Source organism: Rhizobium sp. Pop5 (genome assembly GCF_024721175.1).
Lineage (GTDB): Bacteria > Pseudomonadota > Alphaproteobacteria > Rhizobiales > Rhizobiaceae > Rhizobium.
In genome coordinates this window covers 191,291-210,857 of the sequence record NZ_CP099399.1, presented here as the reverse complement: position 1 = coordinate 210,857, position 19,567 = coordinate 191,291, and the positions used below count along the sequence as shown (strand labels likewise).

The 19,567-nt window shown below is 62.1% G+C and carries 15 protein-coding genes; 4 read left to right on the top strand and 11 right to left on the bottom strand.

The window, feature by feature from the left end; genetic code table 11:
- The first annotated feature begins 66 nt into the window (after positions 1-66).
- The gene (locus NE852_RS03195) at positions 67-2,127 is read left to right on the top strand and encodes an ATP-dependent helicase (RefSeq protein ID WP_258156193.1); all 2,061 of its coding nucleotides are present in this window, start codon (positions 67-69) and stop codon (positions 2,125-2,127) included.
- A gap of 14 nt (positions 2,128-2,141) precedes the next feature.
- Here the strand turns inward: NE852_RS03195 and NE852_RS03190 are convergent, their stop codons facing one another.
- The 5 genes from NE852_RS03190 to mscL form a co-directional block, all read right to left on the bottom strand.
- Positions 2,142-3,206, bottom strand: a complete 1,065-nt coding sequence (locus tag NE852_RS03190) for an enoyl-CoA hydratase/isomerase family protein (protein WP_008524175.1) — start codon at positions 3,204-3,206, stop codon at positions 2,142-2,144.
- Positions 3,207-3,288: 82 nt separating this feature from the next.
- Complete coding sequence (locus NE852_RS03185; RefSeq protein WP_258156192.1) at positions 3,289-5,250, bottom strand: bifunctional diguanylate cyclase/phosphodiesterase; 1,962 nt, start codon at positions 5,248-5,250, stop codon at positions 3,289-3,291.
- A 121-nt stretch (positions 5,251-5,371) separates the two neighbouring features.
- A complete protein-coding gene (galE, locus tag NE852_RS03180) occupies positions 5,372-6,406 on the bottom strand; it encodes a UDP-glucose 4-epimerase GalE (RefSeq protein WP_008524177.1) in 1,035 nt (344 codons plus the stop codon).
- Positions 6,407-6,626: 220 nt separating this feature from the next.
- Positions 6,627-7,793 carry a pyridoxal phosphate-dependent aminotransferase gene (locus tag NE852_RS03175; protein WP_258156191.1) on the bottom strand — a complete coding sequence of 389 codons (1,167 nt, stop codon included), beginning with the start codon at positions 7,791-7,793 and terminating at the stop codon, positions 6,627-6,629.
- Between the two features lie 118 nt (positions 7,794-7,911).
- Positions 7,912-8,349: a large conductance mechanosensitive channel protein MscL gene (mscL, locus tag NE852_RS03170; protein WP_258156190.1), complete on the bottom strand. Its 438-nt coding sequence runs from the start codon at positions 8,347-8,349 to the stop codon at positions 7,912-7,914.
- Between the two features lie 218 nt (positions 8,350-8,567).
- On the opposite strand from mscL, the gene NE852_RS03165 reads away from it, so the two are divergent.
- Positions 8,568-12,071 carry a hybrid sensor histidine kinase/response regulator gene (locus NE852_RS03165; RefSeq protein WP_008524180.1) on the top strand — a complete coding sequence of 1,168 codons (3,504 nt, stop codon included), beginning with the start codon at positions 8,568-8,570 and terminating at the stop codon, positions 12,069-12,071.
- A gap of 10 nt (positions 12,072-12,081) precedes the next feature.
- Here the strand turns inward: NE852_RS03165 and NE852_RS03160 are convergent, their stop codons facing one another.
- Positions 12,082-12,639 (bottom strand): TetR/AcrR family transcriptional regulator, encoded by a 558-nt coding sequence (locus NE852_RS03160; protein ID WP_008524181.1) that lies wholly within the window; start codon positions 12,637-12,639, stop codon positions 12,082-12,084.
- Between the two features lie 135 nt (positions 12,640-12,774).
- Here NE852_RS03160 and NE852_RS03155 point away from each other — a divergent pair, with 135 nt between their 5' ends.
- Complete coding sequence (locus tag NE852_RS03155) at positions 12,775-13,977, top strand: MFS transporter (protein WP_008524182.1); 1,203 nt, start codon at positions 12,775-12,777, stop codon at positions 13,975-13,977.
- Positions 13,978-13,990: 13 nt separating this feature from the next.
- Here NE852_RS03155 and NE852_RS03150 read toward each other — a convergent pair whose 3' ends face one another.
- Together NE852_RS03150 and NE852_RS03145 are read right to left on the bottom strand one after the other, a co-directional pair.
- Positions 13,991-14,434 carry a nuclear transport factor 2 family protein gene (locus NE852_RS03150; RefSeq protein ID WP_008524183.1) on the bottom strand — a complete coding sequence of 148 codons (444 nt, stop codon included), beginning with the start codon at positions 14,432-14,434 and terminating at the stop codon, positions 13,991-13,993.
- 116 nt (positions 14,435-14,550) lie between these two features.
- Positions 14,551-14,955 carry a GFA family protein gene (locus tag NE852_RS03145; RefSeq protein ID WP_008524184.1) on the bottom strand — a complete coding sequence of 135 codons (405 nt, stop codon included), beginning with the start codon at positions 14,953-14,955 and terminating at the stop codon, positions 14,551-14,553.
- Between the two features lie 115 nt (positions 14,956-15,070).
- Here NE852_RS03145 and NE852_RS03140 point away from each other — a divergent pair, with 115 nt between their 5' ends.
- Positions 15,071-15,514, top strand: coding sequence for a MarR family winged helix-turn-helix transcriptional regulator (locus NE852_RS03140; protein WP_008524185.1), 444 nt, complete (start codon positions 15,071-15,073; stop codon positions 15,512-15,514).
- Positions 15,515-15,602: 88 nt separating this feature from the next.
- Here the strand turns inward: NE852_RS03140 and NE852_RS03135 are convergent, their stop codons facing one another.
- The 3 genes from NE852_RS03135 to NE852_RS03125 are packed head-to-tail and all read right to left on the bottom strand — an operon-like array spanning position 15,603 to position 19,426.
- Positions 15,603-17,816, bottom strand: a complete 2,214-nt coding sequence (locus NE852_RS03135) for a 3-hydroxyacyl-CoA dehydrogenase NAD-binding domain-containing protein (protein ID WP_258156189.1) — start codon at positions 17,814-17,816, stop codon at positions 15,603-15,605.
- 15 nt (positions 17,817-17,831) lie between these two features.
- A complete protein-coding gene (locus NE852_RS03130; protein ID WP_008524187.1) occupies positions 17,832-18,215 on the bottom strand; it encodes a cupin domain-containing protein in 384 nt (127 codons plus the stop codon).
- A 2-nt stretch (positions 18,216-18,217) separates the two neighbouring features.
- Positions 18,218-19,426 carry an acetyl-CoA C-acetyltransferase gene (locus NE852_RS03125; RefSeq protein WP_008524188.1) on the bottom strand — a complete coding sequence of 403 codons (1,209 nt, stop codon included), beginning with the start codon at positions 19,424-19,426 and terminating at the stop codon, positions 18,218-18,220.
- Positions 19,427-19,567 lie beyond the last annotated feature (141 nt).

The window sequence follows — 19,567 nt, the reverse complement described above, 5'->3', positions numbered from 1 at the left end:
CGCGAACATTCAAGGAACATCTAATTTTTCCGCAGTGATTCTGCGGGAGCCCGACCGGACGGCTGGATGTATCTCGAAAAGCTCAATCCCCAGCAGCGCATGGCCGTCGAGCACGGCACGCTCACCGACGGCAGCCATATTGCCGGGCCGCTGCTGGTCATTGCCGGGGCCGGCTCGGGCAAGACGAATACCTTAGCGCATCGGGTCGCCCATCTCATCGTCAAGGGCGCCGATCCGCGCCGCATCCTGCTGATGACCTTCTCACGCCGGGCGGCGGCCGAGATGGCGCGGCGTGTCGAGCGCATTTGCCGCGACGTTCTCGGTACCAATGCCGGCGTCATGGCGGACGCGCTTTCCTGGTCGGGCACCTTCCACGGCATCGGCGCGCGGCTGCTGCGTGATTATGCTCAACAAATCGGCCTCGATCCCGATTTCACCATTCATGACCGGGAAGACAGCGCCGACCTGATGAACCTCATCCGGCACGACCTCGGCTTCTCCAAGACGGAAAGCCGCTTTCCGGCCAAGGGCACCTGCCTTGCCATTTATTCCAGGGCGGTGAACTCCGAGACTGCGCTGGATCTCGTGCTGCGCGACGCCTTTCCCTGGTGCGCGGCCTGGGAGACACAGCTGCGCGAGCTTTTCGCGTGTTACGTCGAGGCGAAGCAGAGCCAGAACGTGCTCGATTATGACGATCTGCTGCTCTACTGGGCGCAGATGGTCGGCGAGACTGTCATTGCCGAGGATATCGGCAGCCGCTTCGATCACGTGCTCGTCGACGAATACCAGGACACCAACCGGCTGCAGGCCTCGATCCTGCTGGCGCTGAAGCCCGAAGGCCGGGGGCTGACCGTCGTCGGCGACGACGCGCAGTCGATCTACTCGTTCCGCGCCGCGACGGTGCGGAATATTCTCGACTTTCCCGCCGCCTTCAGCCCGGCAGCCAATATCGTCACGCTCGACCGCAATTATCGCTCGACGCAGCCGATCCTGGCGGCGGCCAATGCGGTTATCGATCTCGCCTCGGAGCGCTTCACCAAAAACCTCTGGACCGAGCGACAATCGTCCGAGCGGCCGCGCCTCGTCACGGTGCGGGACGAGGCCGAGCAGGCGCGCTATGTCGCCGACAAAGTGCTCGACAATCGCGAGGAAGGCCTCAAGCTCAAGCAGCAGGCCGTGCTCTTCCGCGCCTCGCATCACAGCGGGCCGCTGGAAGTGGAGCTGACCCGGCGCAACATTCCGTTCGTCAAATTCGGCGGACTGAAGTTTCTCGACAGCGCGCATGTGAAAGACATGCTGGCCGCTCTGCGTTTCGCGCAGAACCCGCGCGACCGGGTGGCGGGCTTCCGGCTGATGCAGATCCTGCCGGGCGTCGGGCCGTCGACGGCGCAGAAGGCGCTCGACCTGATGGCCGAGGATGCGAGCCCGCTTTCGGCTCTTGCCGCCATGCCGGCGCCGCCGCGCTCGGGCGAGGACTGGACCGCGTTCGTTTCGATGCTGCAGGAGATGAAGGCAGGCAAGGCAGGCTGGCCGGCGGAAATCGGCCTGGCGCGAGAATGGTACGCGCCGCATCTGGAACGGCTGCATGAGGATGCGTCGACACGGCAGGCCGATCTCTTACAGCTCGAGCAGATTGCCGGCGGGTATTCCTCGCGCGAGCGTTTCCTCACCGAACTCACCCTCGATCCGCCGGATGCCACGAGCGACCAGGCGGGTGTGCCGCTGCTCGACGAAGACTATCTCATTCTGTCGACCATCCACTCGGCCAAGGGCCAGGAGTGGACGCGGGTCTTCATGCTGAACGTCGTCGACGGCTGCATTCCAAATGATCTCGCCGTCGGCACCACCGCCGAGATCGAGGAGGAGCGCCGCCTGCTCTATGTGGCGATGACGCGCGCCAGGGACGGTCTCGACCTCGTCGTGCCACAGCGCTTCTTCACCTATGGCCAGAATTCGCAGGGCGATCGGCACGTCTATGCCTCACGAAGCCGCTTCATTCCCGCGACGCTCTTACAGTTCTTTGAGGCCTGCAGTTGGCCGCAGGCTAAGTCGGAGACCGCCGCTCAGGCGCAGGCCCGGCAGGTGCGCATCGATGTCGGCGCCCGCATGCGCGGTATGTGGCGATAGCTTACAGCAGCGCCTCAGAGTGAAAGCGGCGGCTCAGCCGGTTTCAGGAAACGTTCGACCGTTGCCGCCTGCACGGCTTCGACTGACGAGGGCAACCATTTCGGATTGCGATCCTTGTCGATGACGGCGGCGCGGATGCCCTCGAAAAAATCCGGATTATCGAGCATCTGCAGGCAGGCGCCGAGTTCGCGATCGAGACATTCGGCAAGCGAGGCGCTGCGTCTGCCGGCTCTCAGCAGCCGCAAAGCGAGCTTCAGGCTGGTCGGCGAACGCGTCAGCAGCACCCGGCGTGTCTCGGCGGCGAATTCGCCCTCCTCCGCCGCCAGCGCAGTCAGGATCTCCTCAACGCTGTCGAAACGAAATGCGCGGTCGATCGTCGCCGCGTTCTGCCGCAGCCGGCTTTCTCCGTCGGGCTCGGAAAATGCCCGCAACACGGCATCGACATCGCTCGACGCGCTGCCGAGCGGCAAGGTTGATAGTGTATGGATCACTTCATCCAGCCGCGACGAAGCGATCCGAAGGTCGGCCAGGCGGGCGTGGATCGCGTCGGCCGCGCCAATATCGAGCCCGGTCAGACCGAGCCATGTTCCGGCCTCGCCGGGGGCGCGCGGCAGCAGCCAGGTGGCGCCGATATCGGGGACATAGCCGATGCCGGTTTCGGGCATGGCAAGGCGCGTTCGTTCGGTGACGATGCGGTGGCGGCCGTGCGACGAGAGGCCGACACCGCCGCCCATGGTGATTCCATCCATCAGCGCGACGTAGGGTTTGGGATAGAGGGCAATCATATGGTTGAGGCGAAATTCCTCACGCCAGAAGGTTCCGGCAAGGCCATCGCCTGCGCGCGCGCTCTCATGCAGGGCGCGGATGTCGCCGCCGGCGCAGAGGCCGCGTTCGCCCTCTCCCGTCATCACGACGCTCGCCATCTCGGGGTCATCGGCGAAAGCGTCAAGGGCCTCGGCGATCGCGCCGATCATCGGCAGCGTCAGGCTGTTCAGCGCCCGCGGCCGGTTGAGCCGGATGATGCCGGCGGTGCCCCGCCGCTCGATGATGACTTCGCTTGGCCGTTCGCCGTCCTGCATGGTTCACCTCCGCTGTTGCGACCATGAATAGACGAGGACGCACCGCCGCTCCAGTCGATTTGCGGTAGGCCAAGACCGATTGTCAGGCAGAGCGCGGATTGCGGGCGGAAGCGGCGCCATCGCATCTGGCCGCATATTCGATGGCGAGTTCCAGCGGCAGCGGCCGGGAGAAATGATAGCCTTGCGCCAGACGAACGCCCATCGCCTTCAATCCCTCGGCGATCTCCTCGCTTTCGACGCCCTCGGCGACGGATGCGATGCCGAGATTCTGACAGAGACTGGCGACGGAGCGAGTGATGTTCATGCAACGGGCGTCGCGATCGAAATTCATCACGAAACCCTTGTCGATCTTCAGCTTGTCGAAGTCGAGACGATGGATATGGCTGAGACTTGAAAAGCCGGTGCCGAAATCGTCGAGCGCAATCGAAATCCCCGCAGCGCGCAACATGGTGATGACCCGGTCGGCGGTGTCGAAATCGGAAAGCAGCGCCGTTTCGGTAATCTCGAATTCGATGCGCCTGGGATCGACGCCCGAGCGGGTGATCATGGCGAGCAGAGCCATCGAGGTCTCATGATCGCAGATATCGCGCGCCGAAAGGTTGAAGGACAGCCTGAGATGTTTCGGCATGATCGACAGCGCTTCGAGCGCCTGGGCGAACAGAATGCGCGTCATTCGGCCGATGACGGCCGTGCGTTCGGCGGCGGGAATGAAGGCTTCAGGGCTGATGCGGCCGAAGCGGGCGCTGTCCCAGCGGGCCAGCGCCTCGTAACCGACGACGCGGCCGCTCTGCAACTCGACGATCGGCTGATAATCGAGCTTCAATTCACTGGCGAAGTCGTTCGCCTGGAGTTCGAGTTCGATCAGATGGCGCTGCGTCAGGATCTTCTCGTGATCGGCTGAGAAAAACTCGACGCCACTGCTGCGCTTGCTCTTGACCTGGTAGAGGGCGAAATCCGCCTTCTCGTAGAGGTCTTCGGCCGTGTATTTGCCAATGTCGGGATAGACGATGCCGCAGGAACCGAAAACGCGAACCGAGCCGTCGGGGATCTCGTAGGGATCGCGGACAGCGGCGCAGAGCGCCTGGCCGAGATCGGCAATCGCGTTGCGCGTCATCGAACAAGGGAAGATGATACCGAATTCATCGCCGCCGAGGCGGGAAACGACGCCCTCCTCGCCGACCAGCGCGGTGAACCGGCGAGCCGTCTCCTTGAGCACGAGATCGCCAGCGGCATGACCGAAGACGTCGTTGACGGGCTTGAAGCCGTCGAGATCGATAATGCCGATGACGGGTGGCACGGACGGGTTCTTCTCCAGCCGTTTCTCCAGCGAGAGAAAGAAGCTGCGGCGATTGGCAAGGCCGGTCAACTGATCCTGCAGCGCGTTGCGGCTGTTGACGAGGTTCAGCTCTTCGGCTTCCGCGCGCTTCTGTTCGAGCTCCTCGGTCAATTGCACGAGCCCGACGAAATTCTGGAAATAGCTGTTGATCACCCTGAGAAAGGGCAGGATCAGGAAAGCCCCGCTGACGGCGGTCGCCACGAAAACGGGATTGCCCGAGAACATGAAGGTCGCGATCATGGCCGAAAAGGTGATGACGGTGGTGATCGCCGCCGCCATCGGCAGATGCATCAGGCAGAAGATGCAGGAAATGCCCGTCACGACAAGGAAATAGGCAATCTGACCTTGCTGAGAAGCATCGCCATATTGGTAAAGCGCGATGGCCCAGCCACCGAAGGCGGCGGCCAGCATGCAGGCGCCAGATATGGTGACTTTCATCAGCCTGTAGGCCCGCTCGGCGGTGACGTTTTCCTTGCCTCTGATTTCCCACCAGCAGAGACGGAAAACGCAGACGATGCTGAGGCCGACAGGGATATAGAGCGAGAGCCAGAGAGGAGCGGATCTGAGGTGGGTAACCGCCACCGCAAGGGCGTTGATGACCAGCAGGACATAAAGAATGGGAATCTGGGACGACAGGGCCTGGAACTGCGCCACCAGAAACGTCGGATTGTCCTTTTGCAGCCGCAGTGCGGCCAGGAAGTTCTTCATGTTCTCTTTTCCGTCGGCCCAGAGCCAGCCAGGGAAAGCCTGATGTTTCCTTGTTCACGTCATGTCATGCGGACCCCGCCGAAGCGGGAATGAAAAATGCACCGATGCGCCGGAACGCCGTTCAGAAGGAAGCGGCGGCGAGCGCCCGATGGATGCTGTGCAGATCGTCGACATTCCTGTTCGACAGGAGCAGTTCCCAATCGAGCGAGCTCTGGACGATGGTTTCCAGCGAATCGTAACGGGGTTTCCAGTCGAGCACCTGCCGGGCGAGCGAAGCGTCCGCAACGACGCTTGCCGAATCGCCGGCGCGGCGTGGCGCCATGTGGATCTTGAAGGAATGCCCGTGCAGGCGCGTGACCATGTTCAGCACATCGAGCACGGAATAGCCGCTGCCATAGCCGCAATTGGCAACGAGCGAGCCCTCGTTTCTACGCAGGTGCTGAAGCGCTTTCAGATGTGCATCGACAAGATCGGTGACATGGATGTAGTCGCGCACGCCGGTGCCGTCATGCGTGGGATAGTCGATGCCATAAACATGGACACTGTCGCGCGTGCCGAGCGCGGCCTCGCAGGCAACCTTGATGAGATGCGTGGCGCCCGAAGTCGACTGGCCGGTACGGTGATGCGGATCGGCGCCGGCGACGTTGAAGTAACGAAGCGCAACATAGTTGAAGTCATAGGCGGCGGCGGCGTCGCGCAGCATGAATTCGGTCATCAGCTTCGATTGACCGTAAGGGTTTTCGGGATTGAGGGAGGCCGTCTCCTTCACCGGCAGGTCCGACTTCTGCTGGCCATAGACGGCCGCGGTCGAGGAGAAGACGAAGTTGCGGATGCCAGCCTTGATCGAAGCGCTCAGAAGTGCCCGGGTCTTGCCTGAGTTGTTGTCGTAATAGGAAAGCGGATCGGCCACCGAGACCGGGACGACGGCGGACCCGGCGAAATGGATGATCGCCTCGATGTCGTTTTCGATGAAGATCTTCTTCAGGATGTCGGGATCGGCAATGTCGCCGAGATAAAAACGTGCTGCCGGCGCCACCGCCCAGCGAAAGCCCGTGGAGAGGCGATCGAGCACGACCACGTCCTCGCCCGCATCGAGCAATGACCAAACCATGTGACTGCCGATATATCCGGCTCCGCCCGTCACCAAAACCGCCATGTCACGCATCCCTGCTTTCGTTTTTATAGGCAGGGGCATCAGGCGCCGGTTTTTCTTTCCAATCTTCTTATCGGATGGCCGTTTGGGAGCCTTTGAACGAGTATGTTTGGAGTCGTGGTTAGAGGCTGATTTCGGCCTTTGCTAGAGTTTTATCGATCTTACGATTCCGGCACGAAATCGACGTTCCGGCGACCACGACAGGTCCTGGGGCCAATGTTTCTCAGCGCTTGAGGATATAGTCGCAGAGACGCTCGGCGGCGATGGCCACCTGCGCGGGATCGCGCAGAAAACAGGCGCGCAGGAAGAGTTCGCCGCCGGCGCCAAAGGCGGTTCCGGGAGCAAGTCCAACGCCTGTCTTGTCGACGATGTCGATGGCGGCGCTACGGCTATCGGTGACGCCGTCGATCTTCAGGAAGGCATAGAGCGCGCCGTCCGGCTTCAGCGTCTCGACGCGATTGGTGGCAACAAGCGCATCGCAGAGAATATCGCGGGAGCGGGCGGCCTTGGCGATATTGGCCCGCACGAAATCGTCGCCGTCATCGAGGGCTGCGACGGCGCCCTTCTGCATGAACTGCGCCACTCCGGATGTCGAATACTGGACGAGGTTTTCGAGCACCTGCCCCATCGCAGGGGGTGCTACGATCCAGCCGATGCGCCAGCCGGTCATCGACCAGTTCTTCGAGAAGGAATTGACGAAGATGATCTTGTCGTCAGACTCCATGACGTCGAGGAAGGAGGGCGCGCGGCCGCCGGCAAAAAAATAGAGGGCGTAGATTTCATCCGCCATGATCCAGAGATCATGTTTACGGGCGAGTGCCAGGATGGCCTCGAGATCCTGTCTTGTCGCTGTCCAGCCTGTCGGGTTCGACGGCGTGTTGATGAAAATGCCCTTGGTCTTCGGCGTGATCGCGGCTTCGATACGGTCGAGATCGACCGCCCACTTACCGCCTTCGAACTCCAGCTTAACGCCGACGGAGCGCGCACCCGATATTTCGAGAGCGGCGGCGATATTCGGCCAGGCCGGCGTGAGATAGACGAATTCATCGCCCGGCGAGGTCAGCGTCTGCACGGCGATCTGGATCGCCTGCATGCCGGAGCCGGTGACGTAGAAATGCTCGACCGGCAGCCGGACGGCGAAATGCCTGTGGTAATAATCGGAAAGCGCTCGGCGCAGCTCCGGAATGCCGCGCTGCCATGTATAGAAGGTCTCACCGGCGGCAAGCGCATCCATCGCCGCCTTGCTGATGAAATCCGGCGTGGGCAGATCGCCTTCGCCGACCCAGAGCGGCAGCAGACCTTCGCGGCCGCGGGCATAATTGACGACTTCGACGATCCCGCTTTCGGGCGCCGCTATGGCGCGCGGGCTGAGGCTGCTTACGATCGACATGCATATCTCCGGTTTCCGTCTTCATAGAGGATTTGCGCGCGCAAATCCCATGATAACAAGTGATGGCATATCGATTTTCGTGATGAATGAGCCCGCCCGACAGCGGGCCAAAGCCCGCTCAGACGACCGGGCGCTTCGCCAGGAGATCGCGGATCTCCGTCAAGAGTTGAACGTCTGCGGGCGGTGGGGGCAGCTCTTCCGGTGCGGCCTTTTCCTGACGCTCGACTTGGGCACGCAAGGTGTTCACGCCCTTGACCATCAGGAAGATGATCCAGGCAAGAATCAGGAAATTGATGAGAACGGTGAAGAAGCTGCCATAGGCAAAAACCGCTCCCTGGGCGCGGGCGGCAGCAAGGCTCGGCTCGGTGACCTTCGAAGAAAGCGGAATGAAATAATTGGAAAAATCGAAGCCGCCGAAAACGGCGCCGACGATCGGCATGATGATATCGTCGACAAGCGACTTGACGATGCCGCCAAAGGCGCCGCCAATGATGACGCCGACTGCAAGATCCATGACATTGCCGCGGGCGATAAAGGCCTTGAACTCATTGAGCATCGGATCCGTCTCCCTTCGATACATTCAAAGATATGCAATTGTTTTTATTAGCTACATCTTCACCGCATTTAATCAATCGGAAATCGCAATTATCCGCCGCGGTCTTCGGCGTCTTTGACTTAATGCCTAGACGGCCAGGAATTTTCAACGTCCCTGAAATGACTTAAGCTCGGCCATGTTGCGGGAGGTCCCGGCGGATTTCCGCTGGCGGAGGGTCAATGCTTCCAGGCTGGGTCATATTCGCGTCTGCCTTCGGCTATCTGCTCTTGCTTTTCGCCGTGGCAAGCTATGGCGATCGCAAGAACCGCAGCCCCGGTGCGCTGCAAGGCGGATGGCCCGTGGTCTATGCGCTCAGCCTCGCGATCTACTGCACGTCCTGGACCTATTTCGGCAGCGTCGGCCTTGCCGCACAACGCGGACTGGAATTTGCCGGCATCTATATCGGCCCCATCCTCGTTTTCACGCTCGGCATGCCGCTGCTTCGCCGCATCATAGAGCTTGCCAAGGCGGAGAAACTGACTTCGGTCGCCGATTTCGTCGCCGCGCGCTATGGCAAGAACCCGACGGTTGCGACGATCGTGGCACTGATCTCGCTGATCGGCACCATCCCCTATATCGCGCTCCAGCTGAAGGCGATCTCGAGCACCGTCAGCGCCATGGTCAACCCATCCGACTACGGCATCGGCAGCGGCAACCTCTACTTCCTCGACCTGCCGCTCATCGCGACGCTGGTGCTCGCCTGCTTTGCCATCATGTTCGGGACGCGGCATACGGATGCGACGGAACATCAGGACGGACTCATTCTCGCGGTCTCGATGGAGTCCGTGGTCAAGCTCGTCGCCTTCCTGACGGCCGGCGTCTGCGTCATCTGGTTTCTCTTCGACGGGCCGACCGACCTTTGGCAGAAGACGGTCGACAACGCGCTTGTTATGTCGGCGCTCAATTACCATACGCCGATCAGCCGCTGGATTACCCTGATCATCCTGTCGGCCTTCGCAATCATCATGCTGCCGCGGCAATTCCACGTAACCGTCGTCGAAAACCGGACGCCGAAACAGCTGAAGCTCGCGGGCTTTCTCTTTCCCACCTATCTCGTCGCCATCAATCTTTTCGTACTGCCGGTGGCGATCGGCGGTCTCCTCACCTTCGGGGGCACCGGCAATGCCGATTTCTACATGCTGTCGCTGCCGCTGGCCGGTCAGATGCCCGTGGTTTCCCTGATCACCTTCATCGGCGGCTTTTCCGCCGCCACGGCAATGGTCATCGTCGATTCCGTGGCTCTGTCGATCATGGTGTCGAACGACATCATCATGCCGATCTTCCTCAGGCGCAAACTCGCCGGCCGCGCCAGCCAGCGCGATGATTTCGCCAAAACCCTGCTCAACATCCGCCGCAGCGCCATCTTCGCCGTGCTGCTTTTCGGCTATGCCTATTACCGCTCGACAGACAGCACCGCCGGCCTTGCCTCGATCGGTCTTCTGTCATTCGCCGCGATCGCGCAGATCGCCCCTGCGCTCATCGGCGGCCTGATCTGGCGGCGGGCGAATGCGCGCGGCGCGATCCTCGGGCTGACCTCCGGCTTCGTCACCTGGATCTATCTGCTGTTCCTGCCCTCGCTCGGAGGTCCCGATTACTCGCATGTTGCAAGCGCCGTGCTCGGCTTCATCCTCCCGGGCTCGACGCTGTTCACCGCCCCCGACGCCGATCCGTTGGTCAATGCGACGGTCATGAGCCTGCTCGTCAACACAGCCTTCTTCATCGTCGGCTCGCTCACCCGCAATGCCAGACCGCTGGAACGCATCCAGGCCGGCATTTTCGTCAAGCGGCACTCGCGCTCGCAATTCGCCACGCGCGGCTGGAAGACCCGCATCAGCGTCGGCGATCTCAAGGCGGCGATCTCGCGCTATCTCGGCGAAGAACGCATGCAGCGCTCGCTGACGACCTACGAGCAAAGTTCCGGCCGCAAGCTGGAGGACGAGCAGCCGGCCGACATGGCGCTCATCCACTTCAGCGAACAGTTGCTCGGCAGCGCCATCGGCTCATCCTCGGCCCGCCTCGTGTTGTCCCTGATCCTTCAGAAGATCGAGGACGCCTCGTCAGACACCGCCTGGCTGCTCGACCAGGCAAGCGAAGCGCTGCAATATAACCAGGACATGCTGCAGACCGCCCTTTCGCAAATGGACCAGGGCATTGCCGTCTTCGACAGTTCCAACCGGCTAACGATCTGGAATCGGCGCTTCCGGCAATTACTTGATCTGCCGGAAAATGCCGGCCAGGTCGGTTTTCCGCTTTCCGACATCGTCACCATCCTCAGCCGGCGCGGAGATATTGCGCCCGGCGACCTCAATCAGACGGTGCGGCATTTCCTGACCCTCGACAAACCTTTCGCGCTGGTACTCGGCGGCGGTGAGCGGATCATCGAAGTACGCTCCAACGCCATGCCCGACAAGGGTATCGTCGCGACCTTCACCGACATTACGCAGCGCGTGAGCGCCGACCAGGCGCTGAAACAGGCGAACGAGACGCTGGAGCAGCGTGTGGCCGAGCGCACCGCCGAGCTTACCCGCGTCAACCATGAGCTTGCCGAAGCGCGCGCTGCCGCCGACGAGGCGAATATCGGCAAGACGCGCTTTTTCGCAGCCGCCGGCCACGACATCCTGCAGCCGCTCAACGCAGCCAGGCTTTACTCCTCCGCACTGGTCGAGCGCATGGCGCAATCCGACAACAGCCCGATCGTGCGCAACATCGATTCCGCGCTTGAATCGGTCGAAACCATTCTTGGCGCGGTGCTCGATATTTCGAGGCTGGATACAGGCGCGATGCGGCCGCGGCTTGCCGCCGTCGCGCTCTCCGACCTGTTGGAGCGCATCAAGACCGATTTCGCCCCGATCGCCCGCGAGAAACAGCTGAAGCTCGTGGTTATGCCGACGTCGCTGCGTGTGCGCTCAGACCCGAACCTTCTGCGGAGGCTGGTGCAGAACCTCGTTTCCAACGCCATCAAATATACGATCACCGGCAAGGTGCTCGTCGGCGCGCGGCGGCGCGGCAATCAGGTGATCATCCAGGTGATCGATTCCGGCATCGGCATTCCACCCTCGAAATTCCGCACCGTTTTCAAGGAATTCGCGCGTCTGGACGAAGGAGCGAAAACCGCTTCCGGTCTCGGACTCGGCCTGTCGATCGTCGACCGCATTGCCCGCGTGCTCAACCATCCGGTCGAACTGCACTCGACGCATGGCAAGGGCACGGAATTCCGCATCGCGATGCCGCTCGACGTTTCACGCCCCGCCGGAGCGGCGGTGACTGTCGCGCCCGCCGAACGGCCGGGACAGCCGCTGAAAGGGCTGAAGATCCTCTGCGTCGACAACGAGCCGAATATCCTCGAAGGCATGCGGCTCTTGATCAGCGGCTGGGGCTGCGAGGTCGAGGCGCTGGATTGCCTCGCCGACGTCATGGCTATCGACGGGCGCGGCGGGCCGCCGGATCTCGCCATCGCCGACTATCATCTCGGCGACGGCACCGGCATTGCGGCGATCCTGCATCTGCGCCGGCAGTTCGGCGCCGATATCCCTGCCCTGCTGGTCACCGCCGACCGCACGCCCGAGGTGCGCAGCGAGGCCGAGCGGCACGGCATCGCCGTTCAGCACAAGCCGGTGCGGCCGGCGGCGCTGCGCGCCTACATCACCCAGATTTCCGGCCTCAAGCGTGCGGCTGCGGAATAGGAGGCCAGCCTCAGTCTGTGAGGTTCATGACGCGCGAGACGAGATCGCGCACGCGCGCTGCATCGGGCACGTCTCCGAATAGGATACGGTACATGATCGGCGCCACGACCTGGTCCATCACGAGATCAACGTCCGGAAAGGTCGTGCCGCGAGCCTTCGCCCGGTCGGCGATGACAACGATCTGCTGGCGCGTATATTCGCAGCATTTGCAGGCATTTGCACCGGTTTGCGCCGCCAGCACGTCGCGAATCATTTCGCGTCCCGGCCCCGAGGACATTTCCTCGGCATATTGCTCCGCCCAGGCTTCGAGATCGGCCTTGCCGCTGCCGGCATCGATCGGCTGCATATCCGGCCGCAACCGCTCGACGGCGACGTCGGCCAGAAGCTCCTGCAGGTCACCCCAACGGCGATAGATTGTCGATGGCGTCACCCCCGCCTTGCCGGCGATCAGCGGGATCGTCACCTCGGCACGGTTCATCTCGGTCAACAAATCGCGAGTGGCCTTGTGCACCGATGCCTGAACCCGGGCACTTCTGCCGCCCGGACGGAGTTTCTCTTTCGCTGCCATGCAATCCGACTTTCGCCCCCTGACCTCATGGTTCAAAATCTTTGACAGAACCATTAATGCAAATAATTTGCTTTTACAAAATGACTGCTCTACATAGGCTAACGCAATGGCTTAGCTTTTAGAGAGCTTTTATATATGTTCACAGCAGCCAAATCCACCGAGAATTCGCAGCGCTCCTCGATCGGCTTCCATGCGCTGACGCTCGCCACCTTCTTCGGAGCCTCCTCGGTGCCGACGCCGCTCTACCGGATCTACCAGGAGAACTTCTCCATCTCGCCGGTGCTGATCACCGTCATCTTTGCCGTCTATGCCTTCGCGCTGCTGGCGGCGCTGCTGACCGCGGGCTCGATCTCCGATCATCTCGGCCGCAAACCGGTGATCTTTTTCGCTCTCCTGCTCGAAATCGTCGCCATGGCCCTCTTCGTCGTCGCCAGCGGTCCCGGCTGGCTGATCGCGGCGCGGATCGTCCAGGGCCTAGCTACCGGGATCGCCGGCGCCTCGCTCGGAGCAGCCCTCGTCGACATCGACAGGGCGAAGGGACAGATCGTCAATTCGATCGCGCCGCTTTCCGGCATGGCGATCGGCGCGATCGGCACCAGCGCGTTGATCCAGTATGGCCCCTTCCCGATGCATCTCGTCTATGCGCTGCTGCTCGTCGCCTTCGCGCTGCTGGCGGCCGCCATCTGGCTGACGCGTGAGAGCGGCGGCAGGCGGCCGGGAGCGCTCGGCTCGCTGGTGCCGCGGGTCGCCATTCCACCGCAGGCGAAACGGCCGCTCTCCCTGGTGACGCCGATCAATATCGCCAATTGGACACTCGGCGGGTTCTACCTTTCACTGGTCCCCTCATTGGTCGCCAAAACGACCGGCAGCGGAGCGCCGCTGGTGGGCGGAGCCGTCGTAGCAGCACTGACGGCGAGCGGGGCGATCGCCGTCTGCTTCAGACGCAACAAGACGGCAACGGCCAATCTCAGCTTTGGCGTAGCGGCCAAGACGCTCGGCATTCTGACGGTCGTTGCCGGTGTTCATTTCGCCAACGTGCCGCTGCTTCTCATCGGCACCGTTTTCACCGGCGCCGGCTTCGGCACCAATTTCCTGGGATCGATCGGCACGATCATGCCGCTTGCCAAGCCGGACGAGCGGGCCGGGCTGCTTTCCGCCTTCTATATTCAGAGCTACCTCGCCTTCAGCCTGCCGGCGATTCTTGCCGGGTTCCTGGCGAAATCGGCCGGTTATGCGCTGACGACGGATATTTATGCGAGCGCGATCCTGCTTCTGATGGGCATCGGGATCGTGGCGGTCCGCGCCGGCAAGGGAAAGACGGCGGAAAACGCCGCCTGATATCAGAGGGGTTTTACGGCTGGAGGTCGACCAGTGCGCGGCCGCTGCCATCCATCGCGAAAGGCACGGAGGCATGCTGGTGGGCGACCATCCAGCGGCCGTCCTGCTTGACCAGGCCAAGGGTCTGGCGGAACCACAGATCGACCTTTGTGCCGTCCGTCTTGGTCCCCGTCATGCGCGTGAGGCCGCTCCAGAAAGCGACGTCCTCGCCGACTGTCAATTTTGCGTCGCGCACATCGCCGCCGATCGGGCCTTCCCAGGTATCGAACCAGGCCTGCAGCCCAGCCTTGTCCTTGCCCTTGTAGACGAGCGGCGGCGCCAGTGAAAACTCGACCGAATCCTCGGCTTCGTAGGAAAGCGCATCCTCGGCGTTCTTTTCCCCCAGCGCCTTGGCCCGCATCATCAGCATAGCGATGATCGCCTCTTCCTCGAGCCTGGCATTCGCTTTGTCTTTCATGGCCGTTCTCCTTTTCCGTTATGGACAGAGGACGAGCGGAAGGAGGACATTCCGACAATGATGCATTCCGTTTTGCATAAATTCGGATGCAAACTGCGCACTTCGCCCGAATTGCTTCAGAGATAACTCGTCACTTCAGGCTCGTTCCACCAAGCATCGTGTCTGCCGTCGAAATAACGGACGGGCAAGGCAGCCAGTTCCTCAGGGGTGATATCGTCGAGGCAGGCGACGTTGATCGAGACATAGGCGCCGCCGATCGCTTCGATATAACCGTCGCCAAAGGCGGGGACGCCGCAGGTGCGGCAAAAGCGGTGATGGCCGCTCTTCGTGTTGAACTGATAATCGGCCATGACAGCCTCGTCGCACATCAGGCGGAAATCCTCCGGCTTGACGTTGGCGCCCCAATAACGCCGCTTGGAGCAGATCGAGCAATTGCAGCGGCCGGTGCCTGCTTCAAGGTCGATATCCACTTCGTAGCGAACATTGCCGCAATGGCAGCTTCCCTTGTAGGTCTTCTTCATCGCGCCTTCCTCCTTCGACGTTGCATCGGGTTGCCGGATATGACAATATGTTGTCATTATGGATGAGATACATAATCGACAACATGTTGTCAAACCAAATCGACCCGAACGGACAATGGAAGGTGATGTCTTTTCCACTTTCGCGATCACGGCGCTACGCCTCGCCGGTCATCTGACGGCAGCCGGAGACCGGCTCGCGAAGCCCGCGGGGCAAACGAGCGCACGTTGGCAGGTGCTGGCCGCGGCAAGGCGCGGCGACATGTCTGTCGCCCAGATTGCCCGCGCACTCGGCCTCGCCCGCCAAGGCGTGCAGCGGCTTGCCGACATCCTGGAGAGTGAGGGGCTGATCGCCTATGCCGACAACCCTCAGCATCAGCGCGCCAAGCTGGTGCGGCTGACGGCGGAAGGGGGTGCACGGCTCGGGGCGATCGAGATCGCTCAAGCGGGATGGGCAAACGAGTTGGGCGCTGCGTTTACAACAGCCGAGCTCGACGCTGCATGCGCGGTGATGATGCGGGTGATGCAGATGCTGGAGGGTGACGAGGCGGCGAGCGGTTGAGCAAGAGCTCGCCGATGCGCCGCGGCGGAAGTAATCTCTTTGAGGTCGTGCCTGGGGTACCCCCAGGCACGACGGCAAAATAGCCAGCCTAAGCCGCCTGCCCCATCTTCGCATAGGGATCGAACCGCCCATAGAACGTCTCGCCCTTGGCGACCATCTCCTTCAGGAGCGGCGTCGGCTTGAAGTGACTTCCGTAAGCCCCCGCTAACTTTTCAGCCACTTCCACGAAAGCCTTCACCCCCATCCCGTCGATATAAGAGAGCGCCCCGCCGGTATAGGGCGCGAAGCCGAAGCCGAGGATCGAGCCGACATCCGCCTCGCGCGGGTCGGTGACGATGCCTTCTTCCATCGTGCGGGCGGCTTCCAGCGCGATAGTGACGAGGAAGCGTTGCTTCAGAACAGCAATGTCGACCTCATCCGCCTTCTTCTGAGGGTAGAAGCTCTTAAGGTCGGGCCAGAGGGATTTCTTTGCCGGTTTCGGCGGGTAATCGTAGAAGCCCTTGGAATTCTTGCGGCCGAAGCGGCCTTCCTTCTCCACCATGCGGGAGATGAGGTCCATGTGCCTGGGGTCGATGGCCTTCTCGCCGAGATCGGCGACGGTGGCCTTGAGGATCTTCAGCGAGAGATCGATGGCGACCTCGTCATTGAGCGCCAGCGGCCCCACGGGCATGCCGGCCATCTTGGCGGCATTCTCGATCATGGCAGGCGGCACGCCCTCGATCAGCATGTCGTAGCTTTCCGACATGTAGCGCAGCACGCAGCGATTGACGAAGAAGCCGCGGGTGTCGTTGACGACGATCGGTGTCTTCTTGATGGCCGCGACATAATCGAGAGCGACAGCCAGCGCTTTGTCGCCGGTTTCGGCTCCGAGGATGACCTCGGTCAGCATCATCTTCTCGACCGGCGAGAAGAAGTGGATGCCGATGAAATCGGTAGGCCGTTTTGAATTCTTCGCAAGCCCCGTGATCGGCAGGGTCGATGTGTTGGAGGCGAAGATCGCCCCTTCCGGCAGCACCGCTTCGACTGCCTCGACAACAGCCTTCTTCACCTCGCGATCCTCGAACACCGCCTCGATGACGAGATTGGCATTGGCGAGATCGGCATATTCGGCCGAGGGCGTGATGCGGGAGAGAAGGGCCGCTCCTTCATCATGCGTAAGGCGCCCCTTACTGATTGAATCCTTGACGAGCCCTTCGGATACGGCTTTGCCCTTGGCGGCCGCTTCGATGTCGCGGTCTATCAGCGTCACCGGAATGCCCGCGGCGGCCGTGACATAGGCGATCGAGGCGCCCATGAAGCCGGCGCCGACGACGCCGACATGCTTCAGCTCGGTCTTCGGGATGCCGGCCGGGCGACGGGCGCCCTTGCCGAGTTCCTGCATGGAGATGAACAGCGAGCGGATCATCGAGAAGGCTTCGCGGGTCTGCAGCACCTCGGTGAAATAACGCTGCTCGATCTTGAGCCCTGTGTCGAACGGCACCTGCAGGCCTTCATAGACGCATTTCAGGATGGCGAGCGCTGCCGGATAATTGCCCGAGGTCTCGCGGCGCAGGATCGCCGGGGCGGCCGGCCAGAGCTGGGCCGAAGCCGGTGTCCAGATGCCGCCGCCCGGCGCCTTGTAGCCCTTCTCGTCCCAGGGGGCAACCGGCTTCAGGCCATCCTTGATCATCTGCTTGGCGGCGGGGATCAGTTGATCCGGCTCGACCACCTGATGCACGAGGTTCATCGCCTTGGCGCGGGCGCCGCTCAGCGACTGGCCCGTCGTCATCATCTGCAGGGCGTCCTGGGCATTCGCGAGGCGCGGCACGCGCTGGGTGCCGCCGGCGCCGGGGAAGATGCCGACCTTGACCTCAGGCAGAGCGATCTTGACGCTCTTGGCATTGGAGGCGACGCGGCCGTGGCAGGCGAGCGACAGTTCGAAGGCGCCGCCCATGCAAGTGCCGTTGATCGCCGACACCCAGGGCTTGCCCGAGGTTTCGAGCTTGCGGAACAGGCCGCTCATGCGCCCGACCAGACCGAAGAGGGTCTGCACCGCCATCTCCGGGCTCTTTGCCTTCTCCTCCTGATAGGAGCTGAACATCGATTTGATCATCGAGAGATCGGCGCCGCCGGAGAAAGAGGATTTGCCTGACGTGAAGACGACACCCTTGACGGCGGCGTCAGCGGTCGTGGCGTCGATGATGGCGTTGAGTTCGGCCATCACCTCCGCGGTGAAGACGTTCATCGATTTTCCGGGCATGTCCCAGGTGACAAGAGCGATGCCGTCGGCGTCGGTTTCGAGCGTGAAATTGGTGTAGGTCATTGGGTTCCTCCCCGATCAGGCCGGCAAATGGCTGCGCTGCGCGTCGACGGTCTTCGTCTTTTCTGTAACGACATCGCCGGTATGTTTGGTCTGCGACGGCTCGAAAAGCACAATCCAGCATTCCTGCTGCGCCACCGGGTTATGCTCGACGCCTTTCGGTACCACATGAAAATCACCGGCCTTCAGATGCACAGGCGGGCGGTCGCGATATTCGATGGTAAGCGCTCCCTTCCAGATGAGGAAAAGCTCGTCCTCGTCGCGGTGGGAATGCCAGGCGAGCTGGCCCTGGATCTTGGCGAGCTTGACGCTCTGGCCATTGAGATCGGCGATGACGCGGGGCGACCAGTGCTCGGTGACCTCGGCATACTCGGTTTCGATCGTGCCGGTGTTGAAGCTCATCGTCAGACCCTTTCGATAACCGTTGCCGTGCCCATGCCGGCGCCGATGCAGAGCGTGACCAGCGCGGTGTTGAGGTTGCGGCGTTCAAGTTCGTCCAGCACGGTGCCGAGGATCATCGCGCCGGTGGCGCCGAGCGGGTGGCCCATGGCGATGGCGCCGCCATTGACGTTGATCTTGGCGTGGTCGATGTCGAAGGCCTGCATGTAACGCAGCACCACGGCGGCAAAAGCCTCGTTCAGTTCGAAGAGATCGATGTCGGAAAGGCTCATGCCTGTGCGCTTCAACAGCTTCTCGGTCACGTCGACGGGACCGGTCAGCATCAGGGCCGGGTCGGAGCCGATATTGGCGAAGGCCTTGATGCGGCCACGCGGCTTCAGCCCCATGCTCTCACCGCCTGCCTTGGAGCCCAAGAGCACCGCAGCGGCGCCATCGACGATGCCGGAGGAATTGCCGGCGTGATGGACATAGTTGATGCGTTCGATCTCGGGATGGGCCTGGATGCCGACCGCCTCGAAGCCGCCCATCTCGCCCGGCATCTGGAAGGACGGATTGAGGGAGGCAAGCGCCTGCATATCGGTGCCGGGGCGCATATGCTCGTCCTTATCAAGGATCGTCAGGCCGTTCTGGTCCTTGACCGGGACGACGGACTTGTCGAACCAGCCCTGCTCCCAGGCATGGGCAGCGCGCTTCTGGCTTTCGACGGCGTAGGCGTCGACATCGGTCCTGTTGAAACCGTATTTGGTGGCGATGAGATCGGCCGAGACGCCCTGCGGCATGAAAAAGGCCGGGAAATTCACCGAAGGGTCCATGAACCAAGCGCCGCCGGACATGCCGAGGCCGACGCGCGACATGCTCTCCACACCGCCCGCGATGACGATATCGTCAGCCCCTTGGGCAATCTTGCCGGCGGCGAAATTGACAGCATCGAGGCCGGAGGCGCAGAAGCGGGAGATCTGCATGCCGGGCGCTTTCGTCGAATATCCGGCTTCGAAGGCGGCCGCCTTCGGGATGACCGCGCCGGCATCCATGACCGGATCGACGCAGCCCATGATGATGTCGTCGACCGTTTGCGTATCGAGCCCGTTGCGGTCGCGGATCGCTTCCAGCGTCTTGGCCGCGAGGCGGACGGAAGGCACCTCGTGCAGGGCGCCGTCCTTCTTGCCGCGGCCGCGCGGCGTGCGGACGTGATCGTAAATGAAAACCTCGGTCATTGTCTCGTCTCCTTGGCGGCGCCGACGCGCCTTCAAAATCTGCGAAGACCAAATAGCCCTTCGTGTAAACTCAGGGCGTTCGGCGCTCGAAACAATTCACCGGATCGTTTCGTCGGCTGCGCCGACCGCTTCTCGTCCCCA

Coding starts and splice junctions, on each gene's coding strand:
- NE852_RS03195 (WP_258156193.1), top strand. CDS start 67: ATGTATCTCGAAAAGCTCAATCCCCAGCAGCGCATGGCCGTCGAGCAC.
- NE852_RS03190 (WP_008524175.1), bottom strand. CDS start 3,206: ATGCAGGACGGCGAACGGCCAAGCGAAGTCATCATCGAGCGGCGGGGC.
- NE852_RS03185 (WP_258156192.1), bottom strand. CDS start 5,250: ATGAAGAACTTCCTGGCCGCACTGCGGCTGCAAAAGGACAATCCGACG.
- galE (WP_008524177.1), bottom strand. CDS start 6,406: ATGGCGGTTTTGGTGACGGGCGGAGCCGGATATATCGGCAGTCACATG.
- NE852_RS03175 (WP_258156191.1), bottom strand. CDS start 7,793: ATGTCGATCGTAAGCAGCCTCAGCCCGCGCGCCATAGCGGCGCCCGAA.
- mscL (WP_258156190.1), bottom strand. CDS start 8,349: ATGCTCAATGAGTTCAAGGCCTTTATCGCCCGCGGCAATGTCATGGAT.
- NE852_RS03165 (WP_008524180.1), top strand. CDS start 8,568: ATGCTTCCAGGCTGGGTCATATTCGCGTCTGCCTTCGGCTATCTGCTC.
- NE852_RS03160 (WP_008524181.1), bottom strand. CDS start 12,639: ATGGCAGCGAAAGAGAAACTCCGTCCGGGCGGCAGAAGTGCCCGGGTT.
- NE852_RS03155 (WP_008524182.1), top strand. CDS start 12,775: ATGTTCACAGCAGCCAAATCCACCGAGAATTCGCAGCGCTCCTCGATC.
- NE852_RS03150 (WP_008524183.1), bottom strand. CDS start 14,434: ATGAAAGACAAAGCGAATGCCAGGCTCGAGGAAGAGGCGATCATCGCT.
- NE852_RS03145 (WP_008524184.1), bottom strand. CDS start 14,955: ATGAAGAAGACCTACAAGGGAAGCTGCCATTGCGGCAATGTTCGCTAC.
- NE852_RS03140 (WP_008524185.1), top strand. CDS start 15,071: ATGGAAGGTGATGTCTTTTCCACTTTCGCGATCACGGCGCTACGCCTC.
- NE852_RS03135 (WP_258156189.1), bottom strand. CDS start 17,816: ATGACCTACACCAATTTCACGCTCGAAACCGACGCCGACGGCATCGCT.
- NE852_RS03130 (WP_008524187.1), bottom strand. CDS start 18,215: ATGAGCTTCAACACCGGCACGATCGAAACCGAGTATGCCGAGGTCACC.
- NE852_RS03125 (WP_008524188.1), bottom strand. CDS start 19,426: ATGACCGAGGTTTTCATTTACGATCACGTCCGCACGCCGCGCGGCCGC.